The 23,239-nt window shown below is 42.0% G+C and carries 18 protein-coding genes and 1 pseudogene; 8 read left to right on the top strand and 11 right to left on the bottom strand.

Annotated features, from left to right (window positions below):
• Positions 1-48: 48 nt before the first annotated feature.
• From ACZ5A8_RS06365 to ACZ5A8_RS06355, 3 genes are all read right to left on the bottom strand, one after another.
• Positions 49-1,815 (bottom strand): ribosome biogenesis/translation initiation ATPase RLI, encoded by a 1,767-nt coding sequence (locus tag ACZ5A8_RS06365; protein WP_464532871.1) that lies wholly within the window; start codon positions 1,813-1,815, stop codon positions 49-51.
• A gap of 594 nt (positions 1,816-2,409) precedes the next feature.
• Positions 2,410-2,823, bottom strand: a complete 414-nt coding sequence (locus ACZ5A8_RS06360; protein ID WP_322223802.1) for an EMC6-like membrane protein — start codon at positions 2,821-2,823, stop codon at positions 2,410-2,412.
• Between the two features lie 353 nt (positions 2,824-3,176).
• Positions 3,177-4,196 carry an MBL fold metallo-hydrolase gene (locus ACZ5A8_RS06355; RefSeq protein WP_322223800.1) on the bottom strand — a complete coding sequence of 340 codons (1,020 nt, stop codon included), beginning with the start codon at positions 4,194-4,196 and terminating at the stop codon, positions 3,177-3,179.
• A 422-nt stretch (positions 4,197-4,618) separates the two neighbouring features.
• Between ACZ5A8_RS06355 and ACZ5A8_RS06350 the strand changes: the two genes are divergently transcribed.
• The 4 genes from ACZ5A8_RS06350 (at position 4,619) to ACZ5A8_RS06335 (ending at position 11,392) form a co-directional block, all read left to right on the top strand.
• Positions 4,619-6,358 (top strand): class I SAM-dependent DNA methyltransferase, encoded by a 1,740-nt coding sequence (locus tag ACZ5A8_RS06350; RefSeq protein WP_464532869.1) that lies wholly within the window; start codon positions 4,619-4,621, stop codon positions 6,356-6,358.
• Between the two features lie 107 nt (positions 6,359-6,465).
• The gene (locus ACZ5A8_RS06345; RefSeq protein ID WP_464532867.1) at positions 6,466-7,911 is read left to right on the top strand and encodes a restriction endonuclease subunit S; all 1,446 of its coding nucleotides are present in this window, start codon (positions 6,466-6,468) and stop codon (positions 7,909-7,911) included.
• A 12-nt stretch (positions 7,912-7,923) separates the two neighbouring features.
• Complete coding sequence (locus ACZ5A8_RS06340) at positions 7,924-8,229, top strand: hypothetical protein (RefSeq protein WP_464532866.1); 306 nt, start codon at positions 7,924-7,926, stop codon at positions 8,227-8,229.
• Between the two features lie 4 nt (positions 8,230-8,233).
• Positions 8,234-11,392, top strand: coding sequence for a type I restriction endonuclease subunit R (locus ACZ5A8_RS06335; RefSeq protein ID WP_464532864.1), 3,159 nt, complete (start codon positions 8,234-8,236; stop codon positions 11,390-11,392).
• 161 nt (positions 11,393-11,553) lie between these two features.
• On the opposite strand, the gene ACZ5A8_RS06330 is transcribed toward ACZ5A8_RS06335, so the two are convergent.
• Positions 11,554-11,739: a hypothetical protein gene (locus ACZ5A8_RS06330; RefSeq protein WP_464532862.1), complete on the bottom strand. Its 186-nt coding sequence runs from the start codon at positions 11,737-11,739 to the stop codon at positions 11,554-11,556.
• An 84-nt stretch (positions 11,740-11,823) separates the two neighbouring features.
• Entirely contained in the window at positions 11,824-12,072 is a 249-nt protein-coding gene (locus ACZ5A8_RS06325) for a hypothetical protein (RefSeq protein ID WP_464532861.1), read from the bottom strand.
• A 550-nt stretch (positions 12,073-12,622) separates the two neighbouring features.
• Between ACZ5A8_RS06325 and ACZ5A8_RS06320 the strand changes: the two are divergent.
• The 4 genes and pseudogenes from ACZ5A8_RS06320 (at position 12,623) to ACZ5A8_RS06305 (ending at position 16,253) form a co-directional block, all read left to right on the top strand.
• Positions 12,623-13,293, top strand: a pseudogene (locus ACZ5A8_RS06320) (nitroreductase family protein).
• 140 nt (positions 13,294-13,433) lie between these two features.
• Positions 13,434-14,012 carry a TetR/AcrR family transcriptional regulator gene (locus tag ACZ5A8_RS06315; RefSeq protein WP_464532859.1) on the top strand — a complete coding sequence of 193 codons (579 nt, stop codon included), beginning with the start codon at positions 13,434-13,436 and terminating at the stop codon, positions 14,010-14,012.
• A gap of 112 nt (positions 14,013-14,124) precedes the next feature.
• The gene (locus tag ACZ5A8_RS06310; RefSeq protein WP_464532858.1) at positions 14,125-14,997 is read left to right on the top strand and encodes a DUF1638 domain-containing protein; all 873 of its coding nucleotides are present in this window, start codon (positions 14,125-14,127) and stop codon (positions 14,995-14,997) included.
• A 374-nt stretch (positions 14,998-15,371) separates the two neighbouring features.
• Positions 15,372-16,253, top strand: coding sequence for a DUF1638 domain-containing protein (locus tag ACZ5A8_RS06305; RefSeq protein ID WP_464532856.1), 882 nt, complete (start codon positions 15,372-15,374; stop codon positions 16,251-16,253).
• Between the two features lie 133 nt (positions 16,254-16,386).
• Here ACZ5A8_RS06305 and ACZ5A8_RS06300 read toward each other — a convergent pair whose 3' ends face one another.
• The 6 genes from ACZ5A8_RS06300 to folP form a co-directional block, all read right to left on the bottom strand.
• On the bottom strand, positions 16,387-16,794 hold the full coding sequence (locus ACZ5A8_RS06300; RefSeq protein ID WP_229391609.1) for a DUF1699 family protein: 408 nt from the start codon (positions 16,792-16,794) through the stop codon (positions 16,387-16,389).
• A 721-nt stretch (positions 16,795-17,515) separates the two neighbouring features.
• A complete protein-coding gene (gene trxA / locus ACZ5A8_RS06295) occupies positions 17,516-17,782 on the bottom strand; it encodes a thioredoxin (RefSeq protein ID WP_048141242.1) in 267 nt (88 codons plus the stop codon).
• 269 nt (positions 17,783-18,051) lie between these two features.
• Positions 18,052-18,873 carry a coenzyme F420-0:L-glutamate ligase gene (gene cofE / locus ACZ5A8_RS06290; RefSeq protein ID WP_229391610.1) on the bottom strand — a complete coding sequence of 274 codons (822 nt, stop codon included), beginning with the start codon at positions 18,871-18,873 and terminating at the stop codon, positions 18,052-18,054.
• Between the two features lie 1,371 nt (positions 18,874-20,244).
• The gene (locus ACZ5A8_RS06285; RefSeq protein WP_464532854.1) at positions 20,245-21,123 is read right to left on the bottom strand and encodes a methylenetetrahydrofolate reductase; all 879 of its coding nucleotides are present in this window, start codon (positions 21,121-21,123) and stop codon (positions 20,245-20,247) included.
• Between the two features lie 24 nt (positions 21,124-21,147).
• On the bottom strand, positions 21,148-21,762 hold the full coding sequence (locus ACZ5A8_RS06280) for a methylenetetrahydrofolate reductase C-terminal domain-containing protein (protein WP_229391612.1): 615 nt from the start codon (positions 21,760-21,762) through the stop codon (positions 21,148-21,150).
• Between the two features lie 2 nt (positions 21,763-21,764).
• Entirely contained in the window at positions 21,765-22,991 is a 1,227-nt protein-coding gene (folP, locus tag ACZ5A8_RS06275; protein WP_464532852.1) for a dihydropteroate synthase, read from the bottom strand.
• Positions 22,992-23,239 lie beyond the last annotated feature (248 nt).

Raw genomic sequence — 23,239 nt, 5'->3', positions numbered from 1 at the left:
ATCAGTCATTTGCTTAACCAGTCATTTGCGGTTGGTCCTTTAGCAGAATTAGTCCTTAGCAGAATAGTAATAGTTTCCGCTTTCCTTCTGTTCCCTATCAAGCCTTGAGTTGAGGTTGTTTACACGGGGACGCCTGGTCTCTTCATCCCTGCGGAAGGTGATGCCGAGATTTTTCAGGAACCTGTTCATACCGCTTTCCATGCTGAACGGGCCATGTGCTTCACCGTAGACTGAGGGCTTGCCTTCAAAAACCATGAGTCTCTGGCTGAGCAGATCTATCATGTAGATATCGTGGTCAACAACCATGGCCGTTTTCTGGTTGTTTTCGGCAAAACGGTTTATGACTCTGGTGACCATGGAACGCTGCTCCACATCGAGGTGGGCACTTGGCTCGTCCAGGATATAGAGATCTGCTTCCTGAGAAAGGCAGGCAGCAATTGCCACTCTCTGCAGTTCTCCGCCACTAAGGTCAGTGATCAGGCTGTCATAGATCTTCTCAAGCTGGAGAGGGTTTGAGATCTCAACCTCATAGTAACTGGTCCCGAACCGCTTTGTGATTCCCCTTAAAAAGTCCTGTACACTCACAGGGGTGTCTGCTTTGATGTACTGGGGCTTATAGGAGATTTTGACCTCGATCCCAGGGTTCCCTTCGTCTGGCTTTATTTCTCCTGCCAGGACTTTTACGAAAGTCGACTTTCCTATCCCGTTAGGACCTACTATCCCGAGCACCTCGCCTTCACGCAGGTTTCCGCCTGTTGCCTTGAGGGAGAAACCGTCCCCGAACTTCTTTGAAAAGCCATTGAAGGGAATCATGGACTTAAACTGTGTGTCCTCCTTTGGGGGATGGACTTCGAACCTGATGGCTTCAGGCCTGATCCTTATATTTTCTTCAGGGAGGTAACCTTTCAGGTACTGGTTGATACCGACACGCACACTTTTCGGAAGAGTTACCACACCAAAACCTGCAGGTTCACCGTAGGCTATGTGAATTACATCCGTGAGCATATCAAGGACTGCCAGATCATGCTCGACCACAAGTACTGCCCTGTCCTTTGAAATTTCCTGAACAAGGCGGGCTACGTTAATCCTCTGGTAAATATCGAGGTAAGGGCTTATTTCGTCAAAGAAATAAAACTGGGCATCCCTTGCCGCACAGGCAGCAATTGCAACTCTTTGCAGTTCCCCACCACTCAATTCCGTGATTTTCCTGTCTACCACACCTTTCAGGTCAAGGTAATCGACAAGCTTATCAAGAACTCCTCTTTCATCGGTTTTCTCGAGCAGTTCCGAGGTCTTGCCTTTGAAAGCTTTGGGGATAAGGTCAACGTACTGCGGCTTCTGGGAAACCTTTACCTTTCCGTCAATAACGGCTTTGAAATAGTCGTGAAGTGCCGTGCCCGAATAATGTTCGAGTACCGTATCCCAGTCTCCTTTTCCCTGCCCGAAATTAGGGACAAGGGCTCCTGAAAGGATCTGGACTGAAGTACTCTTCCCTATCCCGTTCGGCCCCAGGATACCGGTTACCTTACCTGTTCTCGGCACAGGGAGCCCGAAAAGTGCAAAACCGTTTGGCCCGTACCTGTGAGTGGGTTCCTGCAGGGCTTCAGGAAGCCCTATGATCATGATAGCATCAAAAGGACACTTATTAATGCATATCCCGCAGCCCACACAGAGTTCTTCGGAGATGACCGGCTTTCCGTCGGCCTCAAAAACAATGGTCTCGTCTCCTGTCCTGACTCTGGGACAGTATTTTTCGCACTCCTTGCTGCACCTTCTGGGCTGGCACCTATCTTTGTTAAGTATAGCTATTCTCATATTAGTCCCCGAAAATTACGTTTTTTTGATTGGTTAAATTGTAAACTAATTTAGTAATATGGGCTATTCATGTAAATTCAGTTTGTGGATTTGTTTATGTAAACCCGGTTGTATGAGTTCAGTAATGTGATATGGTTACTTGATTTCAGTTTTTGGAGTTATTTCATTATTCAAGCACGATACTGAGATGCCTTAGACATCGAAGCAGACAAGCATCAAGTATTCTACACTCGCTTTCGTCTAATTGTTTCAGTAACTAAGTAGCCACACAAATCAGTAACGATAATTATGATCGAGGTTATAATGCATATAAATTATAATGCATATAAAGCAACCAAACACATACAGCAGTTATCGGTTATGAAATACCCGCTCTGGTATATGAACCGTTGGAATGCCGCAGGCATGAAGGTTGTATGCGTGAAATATTATCATTGGTAAAGAGCATAACTGAAATGAAGATAAACTGAAATGAAGATAACTTGAAATGGAGATAAACTAAAAACGAAGATAAAAAACGATAGCAAAAGAGCCCGGGTAAAAAGGCTATCTTTTTTGGGAAAAGCCTTTTTGAAGCCCAGGAAAAGAGCTTTTTTAATTCAGGAGCAGTGTCCAGGTCACAAGGAAAAAGTCCACAATTATGAACTCGACAAAAAGCCAGTCCTTGGCTTTGAATTCCTTGGTACTTATCTTAAGCGCGGGATAAATAAGCTTCTGGAGATAATATGTGACTCCAATAACGATCATTAGTATGACGTACCAGATCCTGTCTTCGCCTGCCCCATACTGGCTGAACATTACAACTCCGGCGATTATCCCAAGTATTGAAGCAACAATTGTTTTTATAATGCCCTCTCTGTGAGCTTTCTGCTTTTCTTCAGGGGTCTTTTGCTTGATAAAGCTCTTTTTTTCGGGAGCCTCAACATTTGCTGCAGCACTTTCTATGGAAGCCTCTGTAACTTTTGCGGGTTCCTTTCTGGATTTTGACTTCGGGGTTTGTTTACTCAACCTGCATTCTCTCCTGAACGATGATTATCTTTCCTGGGGAATATATAATTAAAAGCTTAAGATGATTAAAAATGGGATTATAGATTTCAATGATCATATTTGATTCGGTGATACTAGTAAATGATATTTTAGTCAAACTAAAGTTAAATTTGACCTCATAAGCTTAAATTAGAATGCTGGAACTTAACTTATTAGACAAGATTATTAGACAAGATTATTAGACAAGATTATCAAACTGGAATCTGAAGTTTGAATTGAAACATATCAGACCGGAGTTATTAAATTAAAGTACCAGATTTATATCATCATATTTAAATTTTTAGAATTAAATTATTAGGACTGATTTAAAGGGTTTAAATAAATTCATTGCTTAAAACATTGCCTATCTGATCTATAGATATCGAATCGATTCCTATTGAATTTAAATGTTTTGAAAATTTTGAGGGTCTGTGCCCTCCAGGGTGGTAGACAAGGGTGACTTCAGGGTTGAGTTTTCTGACCATATCCTCAAGCCCGCACGCATCAAGGTGATCGCTTATCTTAATAATTGGATAGGGATAATCTGCACGACAGCTTAGAACGTACTTTTTCACATTCCATGGAAGCTTGTTAAGGTCCCAGGGAGCCACCACAAAAACATCATCCTCATTCCCGGAGTCAAGCCCTGCAAGTTCTCCTGCATCTTCAAGCATGCTCCGCGTAAGTGCCCTTGTCCGTGCCTCCATACGGATTGCGCCGTCGTACCCGAAGCCTCTCATTAATTCAACCGCACGCTGGGCTTTTCCGAACTCATATGCCCCGAATGCAACAGGACCGCTCTCAAAAAGGGCGCATTTCATACTTTCAAGATCATCCGCAAAATGACAGGAAGGGTCTTCAGGGTCCCCATAATTAGCTTCAGTAATAAGAACATCACAGGGAGGAAGCTTGCTGGCGTCTTTGACATCCCCTGTGACCAGGATTCTGGTCCCTACATCGTTTTCCCAGTAAAAAGCCGCGGCGCCGACAGTGTGTTCCGTAGGGCAAGTCCTTACCTTGACCCCCTCGATTTCAATTTCATCCCCGAGCCTGCACATGCTGCCCACATATTTTTTGTCGTGCCTGATTTCAAGAGCAGTTGCGGTTTTTTCCGTACAAACTGCCCTGGGGGAGAGCATAGCTGATTTTCCGTGATGATCGGAATGGGCATGGGTAATAAGATAGGCGTCGGGCTGGGGGTGCTTTCCGAGAGTCCGGGTAGTATCAATGGAAAAGGTACGTAAATCTCCCTCATTGCCTCTGAAACGGAGTGAGACATGGGGTTTAAAGGTTCCTCGGGAGTTACGCTGCCTGAGCGCCAGCACACCAAGGTCAATTAGTTTTTTAGAAATCACGCCAATCTCTGAGGAGATAATACTTAAGGTATTTAAGTATAGGGAAAGCGAATAAATTCGTAATTAGACTACTTCCTACAAAAAAATAGAAGATAATTTCTAAAATATGAGCCGTCGCTAATTGAACATAGTTAAACAAATTTTAGTAAATGTTTTATATCAAAATCCATATTTTGAATTACAAGCTTTATTAAGTTCATACGAATTTTAAGTCAGGTCATACTGCGGTCAAGGTACAAGATTTAGAGTGGAATTCAGCAAATTTAAAGCGCTGAAAAAAACAAACTTTAAGGACCGAAGTTCCATTTATGGCCAATACATCTACTTATAAACTGTTGATAACTACCTATAAAATGTTGATAACTAATTACGGCACTGTTTTTTCAAGTTGATTTACAATTCAATAACGGAAGGCATTAACAATGACTGATCTTGAACAGGAATTTTTAAAGGATCTCGACAACCAGCTCTGGAGAGCTGCCGACAAACTGCGCTCTAACCTGGATGCCGCCAATTACAAACATGTGGTGTTAGGGCTTATTTTCCTTAAATACGTGTCCGATGCCTTCGAAGAGCGTCAGCAAGAGCTTACTGAGCTATTTCAAAAGGACGATGACGACAATATCTATTACCTGCCCCGCGAAGATTACGACAGCGATGGAGCCTACCAGCAAGCCATAGCAGACGAGCTGGAAATTGGTGACTACTACACCGAAAAAAATGTCTTCTGGGTACCCAAAACCGCCCGCTGGAACAATCTGAGAGATGTAATTACTCTTCCTACTGGCAGCGTTATCTGGCAAAATGAACAGGGTGAAGACGTTAAACTGAGATCCGTGTCATGGCTTATTGATAATGCATTCGATGACATAGAAAAAGCCAACCCAAAACTCAAAGGCATTCTCAACCGCATCAGCCAATACCAGCTGGATGCGGACAAGCTTATCGGCCTGATCAATGAATTTAGCCTTACCAGTTTTAATAACCCCGAGTACAACGGCAAAAAACTTAACCTTAAATCCAAAGACATTCTCGGCCATGTTTACGAATACTTTTTGGGTCAATTTGCCCTTGCCGAAGGCAAACAGGGAGGCCAGTATTACACACCCAAATCCATCGTTACCTTGATCGTGGAAATGCTGGAACCCTACAAAGGCCGTGTGTACGACCCCGCTATGGGCAGCGGCGGTTTTTTTGTTTCCAGTGACAAATTCATTGAAGGACATGCCAATGTAAAACATTACAATGCTTCCGAACAGAAAAAACAAATTTCGGTGTACGGGCAGGAATCCAACCCAACAACCTGGAAGCTCGCTGCCATGAACATGGTCATTCGTGGCATTGATTTCAACTTTGGCAAAAAGAACGCCGACTCCTTTTTAGACGACCAGCACCCCGACCTGCGAGCCGATTTTGTCATGACCAACCCACCCTTTAATATGAAGGATTGGTGGCACGAAAAGCTTGCCGACGATCCACGCTGGACTATTAATACCAACGGCCAAAAACACATCCTTACTCCGCCGACAGGTAACGCCAACTTCGCATGGATGTTGCACATGCTGTACCACCTGGCCCCCACAGGCAGCATGGCGCTTTTATTGGCCAATGGTTCCATGAGCAGTAACACCAATAATGAAGGGGAGATTCGCAAAACTCTCGTCGAGCAAGACCTAGTGGAATGTATGGTGGCGCTGCCGGGACAACTCTTTACAAACACCCAAATTCCCGCGTGTATCTGGTTTTTAACCAAGGATAAAAGTGCTAAGAATGGCAAGCGTGATCGACGAGGCCAAGTTTTGTTTATCGATGCCCGCAAATTGGGTTATATGAAAGACCGTGTACTGCGGGATTTTAAAGATGAAGATATCCAGCAAATCGCAAACACTTTCCATAATTGGCAGCAAGAATGGATGGAGGAGAATAACCAAGCGGGGTTCTGTTTCTCCGCCGATCTCACCTTAATCCAAAAGAGTGACTTTGTTCTCACCCCTGGACGCTATGTAGGTGCAGAAGCTGAGGAAGACGATGGTGAGTCTTTTGAATCGAAGATGACACGGCTCACACAAGAATTAGAAGTGCAGTTTGTCAATAGTGCGAAACTGGAGCAGATGATTCGAGATAACTTGAAGGGCTTGGGATATGGTAGTTATAACATCTAAGGCTTTACGCATTTTAACTAAGAAACCAGTAATGAGTCCTTAAAATTCTAAAAATAATATCTATTGCAGAAGTATCTGGGGAATCATAATTTTCTGGAATTGATAAAATGACTCAAAAATTCAAAGAAACAGAAATTGGGAAGATTCCTGAAGATTGGGAAGTCAGTGAAGTAGGAAACTTGGTCAATCACAAAAAGGGATTTGCCTTTAAATCAGAATGGTACAAGGATGAAGGAGTTAGAATAATAAAAGTTTCTAACTTGACTAATAATTCCATAAGTTTCCAAAACTGCACTTACATTGATGAAGAATTAGCCAAGGAATATGAAGAGTATGAGCTAAGACCCGACGATATAATAATTGCAACTGTAGGTTCCTGGCCAAACAATCCAGATTCTATAGTAGGCAAAGTAATCCGTGTGCCCAAAAACATTACAAAAGAATTATTGAATCAAAACGCTGTTAGATTAAGAGTCAAAGATGCAGAGGCCTCATCACAATCTTTTTTATATTATCGATTAAAATACAAGGATTTCTCAGAATATATTGTATCAGGAGCACAAGGTAGTGCTAACCAAGCAAGTATAACTTTAAAAGACATATTTAATTTTGAATTTGGGCTTCCTAGTTTTGAAGAACAAAAAAGGATTGTCAATATTTTAGAAGCTTTTGACGATAAAATCGACCTCAATCGCCAAATCAATCAAACACTCGAAGCCATGGCGCAAGCTATGTTCAAAAGCTGGTTTGTAGATTTTGAGCCGGTCAAAGCCAAAATCGCCGCCATTGAAACAGGTGAAAATGCAGAGGGTATAACCCGCGCCGCCATGAGTGCCGTCTCCGGCAAGACCGATGAAGAGTTAGAACAACTGCAAGCCGAACAGCCAGACAATTATACTCAACTAAAAACCACCGCCGAATTGTTTCCCTCCACAATGCAGGATTCTGAATTGGGGGAAGTGCCAGATGAGTGGGAGATTAGTACCATTGGTGATGAGGTAGGTGTTGTGGGTGGTGGCACGCCTTCAACTAAGAATCCCGAGTTTTGGGAAGGGGGGGAAATACACTGGACAACACCTAAAGACCTTTCGAATCTAAGTGACAAAATATTACTAACAACAGATCGAAAAATCACTGTTGCTGGACTTAAAAATATAAGCTCAGGTTTATTGCCAATAAATACTGTTTTGATGTCCTCTCGTGCACCTGTTGGATACTTGGCATTAGCTAAGATACCTGTTGCTATTAATCAAGGTTATATAGCAATGATTTGTGATAACCGACTTTCACCAGAGTTTGTTATTCAGTGGTGCAATTCTGTAATGGAAACAATCAAACAGAGATCTAGCGGTACAACATTTGCTGAAATAAGCAAAAAGAATTTCAAAGTTATTCCTGTAATTGTTCCAAGTAAGGAGATTCAGCAATCTTATTCTAAACTAGTATCTGGCTTTTACAACAAAATTGCTGAGACCGCAATGGAATGTAAAACTCTATCAGATATTCGTGATTCTTTATTGCCAAAATTACTCTCAGGAGAAATTACTCCATAATGATGTGTTAAAATGAGCGACTTTGAATTTATTTTACCGAGTACATCGAAATCAGTTATAGATAACGAAGAGGCGCTACACCTGATTGAGCAAATACAACGGGTTGCATTTTCTGTCGCAAAAAAAGATTCTGCATTAATGCTAGATACAACCAAAGCGTTATTGGAAACTACCTATAAAACAATATTGGAAGATAGGGGAGAATTTTTTAACGAGTCCGACGATATGAATCTGCTTTACAAGATGCTAAAACAGATTCTGCCGTTTAATCGTGATAAAATCGGGTCAGGCCGAACTATTTCCGAATTAACAGGGTAAAATTATGAACGAAGACCAATTAGAACAACACTGCCTTGAATGGTTTCGTGCTAACAGCTGGGAAGTAGAGTATGGCCCTGACATTGCCCCCGATTCAGACAAACCCGAACGCAGAGATTACCGCGAAGTAATTTTAAAGCGTTATCTACAAGAATCGCTGGAGAAAATTAATCCGCATCTCCCCTTTAATGCAATTGAGCAAGCCATCGCCCTTGTTTTAAAGTCTGAAAGTTTGGATTTGATAACCAATAATCGCGCCTTTCACCGCTTGTTATTGGAAGGTGTACCGGTTGAATATCGTAAAGATGACAAGACGATTCACGACCGTGCTTTTTTAATAGACTTTGAAAACATTGCTAATAATCATTTTTTGGCAGTAAATCAGTTCACCATTCAAGGTACAAAACAACCGCGCCGCCCCGATGTGGTATGTTTTATTAACGGCTTGCCCATTGCAGTATTAGAGCTTAAAAGTCCCAACGATGAGAACGCCGATATCTGGGATGCCTTTAATCAGCTGCAAACCTACAAAGATGAGATCAGCGATCTCTTTGTCTTTAACGAAGCACTGGTTGTAAGTGATGGCTACAACGCCCGTATTGGTGCGCTAACAGCGAACCAGGAGCGCTTTTCACCCTGGCGTGCTGTAAAAAATGAAGATGATAAACCATTGCTGGAATGGCAGCTAGAAACCCTGGTGCGGGGTTTTTTCGACCGCGAGATGTTGCTTGATTACATCCGCTTTTTTGTGCTTTTTGAAAACGATGGTGGAGCAATCATCAAAAAAATAGCCGGTTATCACCAGTTCCATGCTGTGCGAGAAGCAGTAAAAGCCACGATCATTGCTGCACAGGAACCGAAAGGTGTGGCAGAAAAGCGCGCAAAATATGGGGACGAGGTGGTGCCCGGCAGCAAAAAGGCTGGTGTGGTGTGGCATACCCAAGGTTCGGGCAAAAGTATCTCTATGTGTTGTTATGCCGGTAAGTTGCTGCAGCAACCGGAGATGAATAACCCGACACTGTTAGTGGTAACGGATCGCAACGACCTGGACGGTCAACTGTTCCAAACATTCTCCAACGCCCAGGAGCTATTTAAGCAAACACCGGTGCAAGCCAACGACCGAGATGAACTGCGCCAGTTGCTCTCTGAGCGGGAATCGGGTGGCATTATTTTTACCACGGTACAAAAGTTCTCGCCTTTAGATGGCGAAGATGCCCACCCAATCTTAAACGGTCGCCACAATATTGTGGTTATTTCCGATGAGGCACACCGCAGTCAGTATGGCCATAAAGGTCGCTTTGTAAAAGTGAAAGATAAAGACGGTAATGTTACAGGTAACAAGCTGGTGTTCGGCTTTTCCCAATATATGCGTGATGCCTTGCCCAATGCCTCATTTATCGGTTTTACAGGTACACCGATTGCCCTTGAAGACAAAGACACCCGCTCGGTATTTGGGGATTATGTTTCTATTTACGATATTCAAGATGCCGTCGATGATGGTGCAACCGTAGCCATTTATTACGAGTCCCGCCTGGCCAAGCTCGATTTAAATCATGCCGAAATTGAAAAGTTATCTGATCAAGTTGAAGACATCGTGGAAGACGAAGAAGACGCATCTAACCGCGAGAAAACTAAAGGGGAATGGAGCCGCTTAGAAAAACTGGTGGGAGCTGAACCGCGCATTCAGCAAGTAGCTGCCGATCTGGTGGAGCACTTTGAAGCACGCACGGAGTCGATAGATGGCAAAGCCATGATTGTGGCCATGAGCCGTGATATTTGCGTGCATTTATACGATGCCATTGTGGAATTGCGCCCTGATTGGCACGATACCGACCCTAACAAAGGCGCGATTAAAATTGTGATGACCGGCTCGGCATCCGATCGTGAGTTGTTACAGCCACATATCTATAACAAGCAAACCAAAAAAAGATTGGAAAAGCGTTTTAAAGATAATAACGACCCTCTCAAGCTGGTAATTGTGCGTGATATGTGGCTCACTGGTTTTGATGTGCCCTGTTGTCATACCATGTATATCGACAAACCGATGAAAGGCCACAACCTGATGCAGGCCATTGCACGGGTAAACCGGGTATTTAAAAACAAGCCCGGCGGCCTGGTAGTGGATTACATCGGCATTGCAAATGAATTAAAGCAAGCATTGAAAACCTATACAGATGCCAAAGGGAGAGGCGAGCCCACGCTACGCGCCGAAGAAGCGTTTTCGGTCTTGCTGGAAAAAATGGATGTCGTGCACGGGCTTTTCCATGGTTTTGATTACAGTGACTTTGTAGACCAATCTTACAAACTGCTGGTGCCTGCGTCAAACCATATCCTGGGGCTTGATGACGGTAAAAAACGCTTTTTAGATGCAGTGCTGGCGATTAACAAAGCATATTCATTATGCGGCACCCTGGATGAAGCAAAAGAACTGCGTGCTGAGATCGCTTTTTTTTCAGCCATTAAAGCCGCCATCAGTAAATTCACCTATGTCGATAAAAAGCGCACTCAGGAAGAGATAAACTCAGCTCTCAAGCAGATTCTGGATAATGCCGTGATTGCCGAAGGTGTTGTCGATGTGTTCAAGCTGGCCGGGTTAGAGAAACCTAATATTGGTCTGCTGTCGGATGAATTTTTAGAAGACGTTCGGCAGATGCCTTACCGTAATCTGGCAGTAGAGCTGCTGGAAAAATTGCTGAAAGACAACATAAAATCGAAAACCAGTAATAACGTAGTACAGGAGAAGAAGTACAGCGATCGTCTGGAGGAAACCCTGCGTAAGTATAACAACCGTGCTATTGAAACCGCACAGGTAATTGAAGAACTGATTCAAATGGCTAAAGAGTTTCAAGAAGCACTCAAACGCAATGATGAACTTGGCCTGCAACCGGATGAAGTGGCTTTTTATGACGCCTTGGCGAACAACGAAAGTGCAGTTCGTGAGTTAGGTGATGAAATTCTCAAAAAGATCGCCGTAGAAATTACCGAGAAACTGCGCAGATCCACCACGGTAGATTGGCAGGTGCGCGATAGTGTAAGGGCTAAACTACGCATTCTTGTCCGCCGTACATTGCAGCGCTACAAGTATCCGCCGGATAAGGCAGCAGATGCCATTGAGCTAGTGTTGAAGCAAGCCGAAGCACTTTCAAATGCGTGGACAAACTAATAAATACTGAAAATGGTAACAACGGCTACTTAGAATCTATCCGAAAAGTCAGAATACACGTTGAAAAGCTATAACAGGCTTATAATGTCTAAGTATCTACTCCATGTGTATATCCCTTACTGTAAATGTTACAATGGGTCAAACATTTTTTGGATAGGCTCTTAAACCACCCTAAAAAATGAAGAGCCATCTTCTTTATTTATATCCCCAATATACTCACGATATATCACGTACTTGCCATTTGCTTTCTTTATGCATCTAACCCCAAGTCCACTCTTCTTCAACATCGCTTTTCTCTTCTCGGCATCGGGTTTATCAAGTCCAAAATAACTGAGTTCATCGAGCATGTAGGTTTTACCGTTAAAGTTCCTAAAAGTTTTATGCATAGCGACACCGAAGCTATATAGTTTTTGAATGGAGAATAAAGGCTGTCAATTACTTTCTTTAACCTGATATACAATCTCGCTTCCATCTTCCCCTGTTTTCCGAATACCGTCACTGCATATGATATAATCATCAGTTTCAGAAATGTCAGAAGCGTGATCTTGTATTTCTTTAATTGCTTCACCAATTGTTATAAGTTCATTTGCATTACCTGGGATATGAATCGGTTCATCTAGTCCTTTTTTCGTGATTAATGCAAGTTTTTCCAGTGCTTCGATTAGAGTCATTTCTGTCATGGTTTTTATTCCTCCTTCCAGAAGTTCTTTTCTTATTCTGCATATAATATAGTTTAGGTCTCTTCTTCTATGTCTTTTATCTTCACAATTTCTTTTATGATATCATTACTCTCAAGATTAGGACAAGAGTGACCTATCTTTTCCCAGCTCTTCCCTTTCTCTCTTCCAGATGTCTCTAAGACTCTTTACCACACTTAGGATATACTATTAACGGCATTGCAGAAGTTACGATAAATCATAATGTCGGACATCTACACAGATCACAACACTTTTCGGATAGGCTCTTAACCACAACAAAACAAAATATTCACTGTATTAAGCACGAGTTTTATACAAATTTATAATTTTGGGCAGTTGATAAATCAAGAAGTTTATGTGAGGTATGGGGTCGCTTCTACTCTTGATCCTGTATTTTTCAGTTAGTGTCTATGGCAACTTTAGGTATTCCGATTCCTCCCCAAATTATGAATTTCCTGAGAGGTATAGCAAAAGAACTTAAGAAATAAAGAGAACTTCTTAAAGTAAGGTTTTACACAACCTGGGATGTGATATGGACATGAGTACGAAAACCCCTGACCAACAAAATGTTATACTGGACAAAATCCTTATGGAGCGGAGGTCTCATCGGCAGTTTAAGCAGGAATTTCCGCCAGAAGGAGATATAAAGGGGATCATCCGCGCCGGGCTTCATGCGCCTTTTGCTGCTGCAGCTGTGAATGGCACAGAGAATTATTTCCGGAGATTTTTCGTCATGAAAAATGGCTCGAAAAGTATGATAGCGGCAGCTTCCCTCATCTTCAAGGAAGTCCTGGAAATGGCTTCAAATCTCGAACGTAATATGGAAGAGGGCCCACAGCTCCGTATACAGGCCAGCGGGTTTGCAAACCGGCTGGAGATGATCAAAAAAATGGGACAGGTTCCCGGAGTCGGCACGGCTCCCTACTTCATAGTGGTGGCCGAGCGGAAAGCTTCCCTCCGGTAGAGCAGCAGGCACTTGCTCACTGTCTGGAGAACATGTGGCTGAAAGCAACTGCGCTTGGTCTTGGATTCCAGCTAGTCTCCATTACAGCTCAAATGGCGGATAACCCGGCATTCTGCACACTCCTTGGAATTTCTCCCGGGGAATGGGCTCTTATAGGATGTGCAGTAGGCTACCCGGTTAAAGAACTGTCTCCTTCTATCCGCCCTCCGGTCGATGAGGTCACACGCTGGCTGGAATGAAAAAATAAATAAACTTCATATTTGCAGGATGAGTTTTTGGATTCCAGTTTGATCGCCTCTATCTATCCAGTAAATCGAGAAACTAACATTTATATGCATGGACATCCCTTTGTTACTTACTAGTAAGTAAGTGTGCTGTTATGAAAGAGATGAACAAGACCAATCAACAGATACTCCATTATGCAGGGAACTTTTTGCAGTGTCGGGGTTATAATGGATTCAGCTATAGAGATATTTCCCGGAAACTGGGCATAAAAAATGCAGCAATTCATCATTACTACCCCCAGAAAGAAGATCTGGTTGCAGCCTTTCTGGAGGCCAGCAGATATAAATTTGCTGCAAATATTGCTCAAATAGCGGAATCCGGAGGTTCAGCCCGTGAGCAGCTCCAATATTATTTTGATTACGCCCTGAAAGAATTTGATGAAGGCAAAAGTATCTGCCCTCCAGGTTCGGTAATGCTTGATTTTGAAGAGCTTCCGGAAAAGGTAAAAAAGCAGCACCTGCTGTTACTGGATGAGATCCTGACCTGGCTTTCGAGAGTCCTGAAAACCGGTCTGGAGCGGGAAGAGTTCAGTTTCTCTGACCCTGTGGAGGTACGTGCAGATGCAATATTTGAAATCTTGCTGGGCGCCAGGCAGCTGTCCAGCATAAAGGGAAGAAAAACGCTTGTCAGATCAATTTCTCTTATAAAATCCGATCTTGGATGGAGTGATTGATATTTACGGAAGGGTTGATTTTTTGCGAACTGCTACTTACTTATATGTAAGTAAGTAGGGTATTTTTAATATACTGATTTTTAATATACTGATTTTATAGAGGAGAAATTTGATGCCCGTTATGAGTATTCTTTCATGCAAGATAATGCAGGATGAGGTTGTCTGGATTCTTGAAAATGACTCTTCGGTCGATGAGATCATTGTAGTTGAAAATGAAAATATCCGGGAATTCTCAGGAAAACTAAATAAAGTAAACCTTCAGCACAAAATACTTCCCATTGAAAATATCCCTTTACTTTCTGAAATAAATAGTGAACGTAATAAAAACATTGAATGTGAGAAAAACATTGAATGTGAGAAAAACAGTAAATGTGGTAAATATACGGTTCTGATCTACCTGATGGAGTTGGGCCTGCATAAAAATCCGAAAGAGTTGAAAACCAAAGTATATGAGACCGTAGAGACCCTCGCCCCGTTCTCTTCCGGGATTTTGGTTTTTTACGGTTTATGTGGAAATGTACTTGGGGATATCGAAAAAGACTTCGAAGGAAATTCCTTTCCATGTCCGGTTCGTATCCTTAAAGACAGGAAGCACAGAATAGTGGATGACTGTATCGGAGCGACTGTGGGAGGAACGGATAACTACCTGAAGTTACTCAAAAGCGTTGGTGACGCTGGAACTTATCTCTTTACGCCCATGTACAGTAAGGGCTGGAGAGAATTTATTGAACTGGAGAAGCTGCACAAAGACCCGGCTAAAGCATTGAAAATGATGAAAAAAACCCATGAAATAATTGGCTATAAGAGGGTTGCAAAAATTAATACCGGACTTGAATATACTGAAAATTTCGATGACGCTATAAGAGAATTTGCAGAATTGTTTGATTTTGAAATATTAGAATTTAATAATGGCAACCAGGAAGTTTTCGAAGATTGTTATGGGAAAATGAAAGTGGAAATCGAGAATGGTGGAAGCGTAAATTAAAAATAATGAAAGTAGAAATCAAAAATAAAGAAAAATGATTCAAAAAAGAATTTTGTGTCGCCCTCTGCTACAAGAATAATATTTATTTTTATATTTGTTATTTAATTTAGTATTAGAGTTTTCAGTGCGGCAATGCTTCCGCTTTTATATTGCGTACAGGCGGGCTCAGGCTTTATCAGGAGCATGGCAAGAAATAACTGGAATGTCATGGCTGGAAATACTATATTGTAGATGTGATAGCTGGAAACATAATAACTGGCGATTTCATAACTGGAGGTCCCGGTTTAGTTTTTTTGTGCAATACCAACCTTTAACCAAATAGCACCATATTTTTAATTTTTCAAAAATAACAGAACGTGAGAGATGGTTCACTGATGCCTGTACTTAGCATAATTGCCTGTGAAATGCTTGAAGACGAACTTGTCTATGTCCTCTCAAAAGATCAGAACACAGCACGATTGGTCCTGGTTGAAAACAGGCAATGCTTCAGGTTTGTTCGAAAGCTTAAATCCGAAAATTGCCAGGCAAGGCTTTTTCCTCTTGACAGGATACCTTTTATTTTAAAACAGATGAACAGTCCTGCACACGTGAAGATTCCGAATTTCCTACTGAAGTTTCCATTTTTTGGGAAAATGCATGATAGTATACAGGAAAAGAATAAAGAAACAATTACCGTAGTTGTAAATATTCTCAGGCTTGGCTTGCATGTAGATTGTGACCTTTTAAAATCTGAAATTTACCGAAACATGAAAGAAATGGCAGATTTTTCAGATGGAATCCTTCTGTTTTACGGAAACTGCGGACGCTCTTTGAGAAGTCTGGAAGCTGATTTTAAAGATTTTGATTGCTCGCTCTATTTTCTTAAAGATGAAAAAGGAGATATTGTAGACGACTGTATCAGTGTAGCCCTTGGAGGTAACGATGCCTATGCTGAAGTTATGCAGAGTGGAAATGGCACAGGCATGTTCTACCTGACCCCAATGTGGGCCTCCAGCTGGAAGGAAATGAAAAATGGATCATTCGGCACTTCTGATATCGATGAAAATTTTTTGAAAAACCCTTTATATAAAAGAGTCGTCAAAATCAGCAATGAGATCTCCAGAGGAGAAGAATTCGACAAGAATGTCTCAAATTTTGCCCGGGCTTTTGATATGAGCATTATTGAAATGAAGGGCAGTATGAAAATTGCAAGAAACTCCTACCTTAATGCCAGGAACAATGTCTGTAAAAAACATCAGACTCAGGAAAGGAGTTGAGTGAATTCTACTGATGTCAAAATTTACCGGTTAGATTTAAAAAATTAAACTGGAGATTAGATGATAAATGTGGAATCGATGAGGTGTACGATCTATCTCCAGTACGGTCTTAAGGGCATGCCCCTGCTAGAAATCAGGCAGAAGCTTCCTTATTCAGGATATAAGCGACCATTTCAGGGTTCAGTTTGCTTTCCCTTGCAACCTTTTTCTCAATCTCCTCGGTAGGTTTTCCTTCGTTTTTCATTTCCTTAATCTTTTCGATCACCGAAGATGGAATGCTGTAGTATTCGTTTATATCCTTCCTGTGCCCCCAGACATCTCCTTCGATAAGCTGGACTCTTTGCATCTGGAGAAACATTTCTATGGACTTTGAGACCGTACGCATGTAAGATTTAGGTAACTGGATCACCTCAATCTTCGGGCAGGTTTCAACCAGTCCAAAGATGTCTTTGTTCGAAGGCCTGAAAGCCAGGTGGACGATACGCTCATTCGGATTAAGTGTAAAGATTTCTTCTCTGGAACTAACCACTCTTATTCTCATGTTTTTCCCCCACTGTAAAGTTTTGTTACATTTTAAGTTGTTTTAGTTTGTTTAAAGCTGTTTTATGTTTTTACTATATTAGAAAGTACTTATACTTATTATAAATAGTTATCTCATTGCACTAACATTATTTAGATAGTATATCGGATAATCCTCTTTAATTATGGCTCTGGGAAAAAACCTTAAAAAGCCCGAAAAAAGATTAAAGCCACTATATACAGGTAAGCTTTTTGATTTCACTCCAGCTTTTACCCCTTTTCCTACTAAAAATATTTTCAGATACTAATTGAATAATTCTGATCATTAGTCTCTGGATTTCTTATTTTCAACTTGAATTTTAACTGAGATTTTGCAGAAAGAAAGAATAATTAAGCTCCGATAGGGGTTGATAAAAAACTATTGGGTTTAGAGCATCAGATGGAAAAATTTTCAGAGAAAATGTAAGGAGAAATGTAAGGAGAAATGTAAGGAGAAATGTAAGGAGAAATGTAAGGAGAAATGTAAGGAGAAATGTAAGGAGAAATGTAAGGAGAAATGTAAGGAGAAATGTAAGGAGAAATGTAAGGAGAAATGTAAGGAGAAATGTAAGGAGAAATATAGGGAATAAAAACCTCCGGTTACGTGGCTGTGACGAAACCTTCTAAAAAGAAATCGGTTAAAAAGTTACGCGCCCTCAGGTTCCCTGAACCCCGGGCGGCTTTCTTCAGAAAAAATACAGAGATCAGAGAAGTTTATCGAGTTCAGATGCCAGTACACTGCCCTGGGTTACACCCATAAAGCGCTTTACTTCAGTCCCATCCTTCTGAATGATCAGGGTCGGGACAGCATGTATGCCGTACTTTGAGGCAAGCTCCTGGTTTTCATCCACATCGACAACTTTGAACTCAACCTTATCCCCGTACTTTTTTTCGAGCTCTTCAAGAATAGGTTTTTGCATCCTGCAAGGTCCACACCATGTTGCGGAAAAGTCCAATAACATCGGTTTCATAAAATCACCTGCAATACTTGAAGCGACTGAGACTTTTGCTGTTTTTAGTTTATTTACTCCGGTCAGCGTGCAGAGGAATCTTATATGTCCGTACGGCACGGCTGCTGGACCCCAATCCTGAATGATAGATGACCTGAAGGTGGAATTACCGGATACAGGGTCGGGACTCAATTTATTGTATATATTATCGCCGAGAATATATAACGCTTATCTCAATCCTGCGGGCTTCTATTTAAACGTATTCCGAAAAGGGAGTTATGGCAAGCTTTTTACTGATTCCCGGTTTCCGGATTCTCTTTTTCCGGAAATTCTTTCCGACCTTTAATAATATTGCCGAAGTACATACACCCTTCCATTGAGATCGTTGGCATTTCCGGAGACTCGTCAACCATTTTTACCGGAGCGCCACGGATAAGCACGCAGGGAACCCTCTCCCCAGCTTCCCCCATAAGGAGCTCAGCAGCTGAAACCAGATTATCTGCCGCTGCTTTGTAAGTCAGGCGCAGGGGTTTTCCGTAGATATCAAAAGTGCCCCTTGCGTCCTCCACGGGCACAAAACCCGAAACCCCGAGTGCGATCCCTGTGCAGCCAAGCCGCAAAGGCTGAGTCCTGCTGTCCCCTATAATCACTCCCAGCCTGCAAGAGTATCGCTGCTCAAGCCTTTTCCGAATATTCTCCGAACTTTCTCTCGGGTCTTCAGGAAGCAGGACTACATGACCGTCGGGAGCATTCGAAGCATCTATTCCGGCATTAGGAGAAAGGATCCCCTTTGTGATCGTAAGTGCGGCTCCGGGAACGCCACCGAAAAGTTCGTCACATTCCTGAAGCACAAGCTCCATTTCCCTCGCATCTATCCCATATTTTTCCCCTAGGGATAATGCCCTTTCCCCTGGTTTGACGCTGGCAAGCTCAACAATTCTATTTTCCGCTGTGGCAACAGCAGATTCAGCCAGCACGAAAACATCCCCCTCAACTGGAACGATGCCTGCGCCCTGCAACGAAGCTTCAAGAATCTGCACGATGTCGTCCCCTGCTCTGATAACAGGGGTCTTAATCCCGAACATCTGGATGGAAGTGATTTCTGGACTCATTTTGATGCCTTTAGAAAACTGTGATTAATCTCGTTTTTAGAGAGAATAAAATCAATATAGACAGAATCAAACCGTAAAATACCGAAAGGTATTGATAAATGTATCCACAGCCTCAAGAAAACTTATTCAGAGAATAAAAGAGTTTTAAAATGAGAAATACGCTAAAAGCGATTCTAGATTCAGGTGATATTCCAGCGCACCCAGAAATGGCATTTCCCATCCTTCATCCCCTGAGCCCCACAGATCTGCAGCCGCCTTCCAGCCTGATAAAAACAACATATTGAATGATGCTGTTCCGAAATAAGATAGAATATGAGAAAAAACTCCATCTGGTTAGAAAATACTTTTCCTGACCCAAAAAGCAACTTTTCAACCTAAGTTTGACAGTTTGATTTTTATGTTGAAAGATTGTTTTCATATCCGTTGGAATAATAAGTAATATTATTTCAACAAATTTTTGCCCATTTTTTACGATTCAATTTGACAGATGATTCTCTTTCTCTGGATAGCTATTTTCATAATTTTTGATCAAATTTTTGGTATAGAATTTGACAGATAGTATGAATCTCAGATAAAATATAGATACTATTCAAAATGTCAGGTGCCAAAAGTGCTAAAATTGGATAAAAATCTCTACTAATTTGCCTTATAGTGATTGTGAAGCTAGAAAATCAGAGGAAATTTGATGAAATTTATGAATACTGTCAATTGATTTTTGACAAAAAATTGAAGTTTCTCACTACACATTGAATTTATACTGTCAAACTCAGGTTTCAACTCAAAGATTATACGACACCTCTCCGTTTTGTCTGAAATCCGTCAAAAAAAGCAGAAAGAAAGATAGAATTTGAATAATAAATATGAAAACAATTAAAAAGAGGCTTGAAAAAGAATGTTTTGCAGGTAGTATTTATTTTTATTTCATTTGTATTAATATATTTTGTCAGTTGCCTTTTGAGAATTATTTGATAATTATTTGATAATTATTTGATAATTATTTGATGGTTTCTAAAGGTGACATCACTCTTTCTTACCTGCTGGCTTCTGTCCCTTTTCGTCTCCAAGTCCGCTTACTGCGTCGAGTAACTGCACCAGTACTTAAAAATTAGTCCTCTTGAACGGAGCGAAAAGGACCTCGTGCTGTTGTACTTGCAGTGCAACTCCCAGGAAATATTCGATTTCCTGTGATCCCGAAGCGAAACTCGGGAAATAAAATCTGTTATTTTTATAAATTAGTCTGCTTGAGCGAGCGAAGCGAGTGAAACAGACCTCGTGCTCCCGAAGCGAAACTCGGGAAGCGAAACTCGGGAAGCGAAACTCGGTAACAGAAAAGATATTGCAGTTACACTGGATTTCTTAATATAACACAAATCATTTTTCAGAAATTCCTGCCATGGAAAGCAATCTCGGAGTGTTTTTATGAGACCCTATTGGCATAACATGGACCCCTCGTGAAAGTTTTATTAGTTCCTTTATCGTTTCGGAAGCTATCAAAAGGCCTTCCTCCAGAGGGGAAGATGCATCTTTCATTCGAAGCATGATTTCTTCAGGCACATGAATTCCCGAGATGTTTTTATTCATATATTCAGCCATACCCAGGGATTTGAGAGGAATCAAACCTGCAATTACAGGCACCTCAAGGTGATTTACTGCTTCCATAAATTCCTCGAATATGCCCACATCATACACAGCCTGTGTCTGGATAAAATCGGCTCCGCCTCTTACCTTTTTTTCAAGCTTTATTAACTGCATTGTCTTTTCAGGGTCTATGCCTGAGACTGCACCTGCACAAAAAGAAGTGCCTCCATCAAGCCTGTTTCCTGCAAAATCAATGCCTGAATCGAGTTTCCTGACAAGTTCAATGAGCTGTACGGAGTCAAGGTCATAAACGGGTTTTGAGCCTGGATGATCCCCACAGGTAGGATAATCCCCGGTCATCAAGCAGATGTTCCTGATTCCCAGAGCGTATGCTCCCAGAAGGTCGGATTGAAGCCCGATTCTATTCCTGTCGCGACAGGTAAGCTGCATGATAGGCTCATGTCCCTGATCGAGCAGAAGCTTGCTGAAAGCCAGAGAACTCATGTGCATAATTGAACACTGATTATCCGTAACGTTCAGAGCATCTGCAACACCTTTTAACTGGCGGGCATCTTCCAGGGGAGCTGAAAACCTGGTCCCCTTGGGCGGAGAAACTTCAGCAGTAACCAGAAATTTCCTGGAGTTCAGTTTTTCACGAAAATTAAAAAGCATTAAATAAGAATATTAGAAATGAAATTATTTAAAACCATGCTCCTGAGGGGCGTGGGAAACATAAAGAAGGTCAAGCCTGTTAATCCTTTTTAAACGCTCATAAATAAGGGTCCATACACAATTCTTCTCCCTGTTGACCTCGCACATCCCGTCCACAGATCCTCCACAGGGCCCATTAAGAAGCGCTTTAGGGCATTGGGATTTAGGGCAGAGACCACCATACTCGCTTATGGTACAGTCGCCACACATAACGCACTGATCAGAAAGAAGTTTGCCTCCACCGGAACCTCCAAGAGATAGAGTATTGTTCGAACCATATATAGGCAAATTGACAACACTGGCAACAGAAGAAACTCCACTGCCGCAACCCATAACAAGAATACAACTAGCTTCGTTTATTTTCTCATTTTTCTCGGCAAGAGATTCAAAAGACCGAATGCTACAGGCTGCAGTTGGAAGAGCCCAGCCCACTACATGCTTTCCACTCTCTTCAAGACGCCTGCACATCTCAAGGACTTCAGGTTCTCCTCCGGTCTTCAGTTTTGCAGCACATACATTGCATCCGATAACAAAGATATTATCTTCGTTTTTTAATAGGTTCAGAATTTCTTCAAAGGGTTTTGCTGAAGTTATGATCATAATTACCTCAAATATCGGTATTCCAGATTAGTCCGATTTGCAATACATTCACGGATCATTTCTGCAATTAGTGGGAGGGAACGAGCCTGTCCATCCAGTTTTCGAGCAAGGCGTCCAAATTGCAACAGGGTACCCATAACAAGCACATCGGTAGTTTCCGTTTCATGGGAAACTGCATCCCTCGCAAGGGCTGCATCTCCTCCCCTTGCGAGCATCTCCTGTTTTATTATCAGAGCTTCTGTGGTTGTAAGATTCCTTATCTTTAACATAATATGGATGCTTTTTCCCTGCATCACCTGCGAACCGACTTTTGTAGCTCCAATGTTTCTCATTGCAATGCCTGCGTCCTGAGGAGTTTTTACTTCCAGAACCGAAACCTCATACCTGCCCTCCTTCACAACACTTGTCCGGCTTCTCAGGGCTCCTGAAATCTTAATAGCGTCAGAAGTCTCAGGGACATCATGTGTACGGATAATATGTGCGCCTTTGTGAACAGCAATTGCTGCTGCAGCCAGGCTGCCGTAGAGCCTTTCGGTTGCAGATTTTCCAAGCACATCTCCTATGAAGGACTTCCTTGAGAGGGCTGCGAGCAGAGGTTTTTCAAAAATCTTCAGACGTTCGAAATCGTCAAGGGTTTCAAAATCATACATGGGCAGCTTTTCTTCTGTCCACCTGCCTATTGCAGGGTCAAGGATAAGGCTGTCAGGTGCTATACCTCCAGCCTCAGCAGCCTGTATGATAGAATCGAGTGCATCAATAATGGAATCCATGCCCAGAGGATCTCCGGGAATTTCTTTAGAGGCCATGACCACAGCCGGACAGCCGTGGTCTGCCACCACTTCTATCATTCGAGGGTCTGCTGTAAAACCGGAAACATCATTTATGACCTCAGCCCCTCTTTTGAGAGCCTCTTCTGCGATTTCGGAAAACATCGTATCAACGGAAATTACCGCATCTACATTGCCTTCCAATACTTCAAGTACAGGAATTAAACGCTCAAGTTCTTCCTTTCTGCTTATATGTTCTGCAAAGAGCCATGTTGATCGCGCACCGAGATCCAGAAAAGCTGCTCCGTCCTCAACCATTTTCCGAGCGACCTCAAGTGAAGATTCCGGGCTTGAAATCGAAACTTTGTAAAAAGACTCAGGGCTCACATTAATAATGCCCATTATATGTGCAGGATATTGATCTCCTACTTTTATACCGCAGATATCAGTATCAACGACCATTTTTTTGACAACCAGGCTATATAGCTTTTAACTCAGTTGGCGCAACAGCGCTCGATAAATGTGACAAGACAACAACGCACGTAAGCAATAATATATGTGAGCAAGCAGTTATAATTCTTTACACTGCTCTTAAATAGCAATGAATTTTAAGCCATTCGGAGATTCCTTTTTCAGTTATGAAGCCCTTTAAGCGATATTTCCTTAAATTGAAACTGCAGACGTACCTTATTCAGTCGTCCGCAAGTATT

The organism is Methanosarcina subterranea (assembly GCF_055385895.1).
This window is presented reverse-complemented; position numbering and strand designations above follow the sequence as displayed.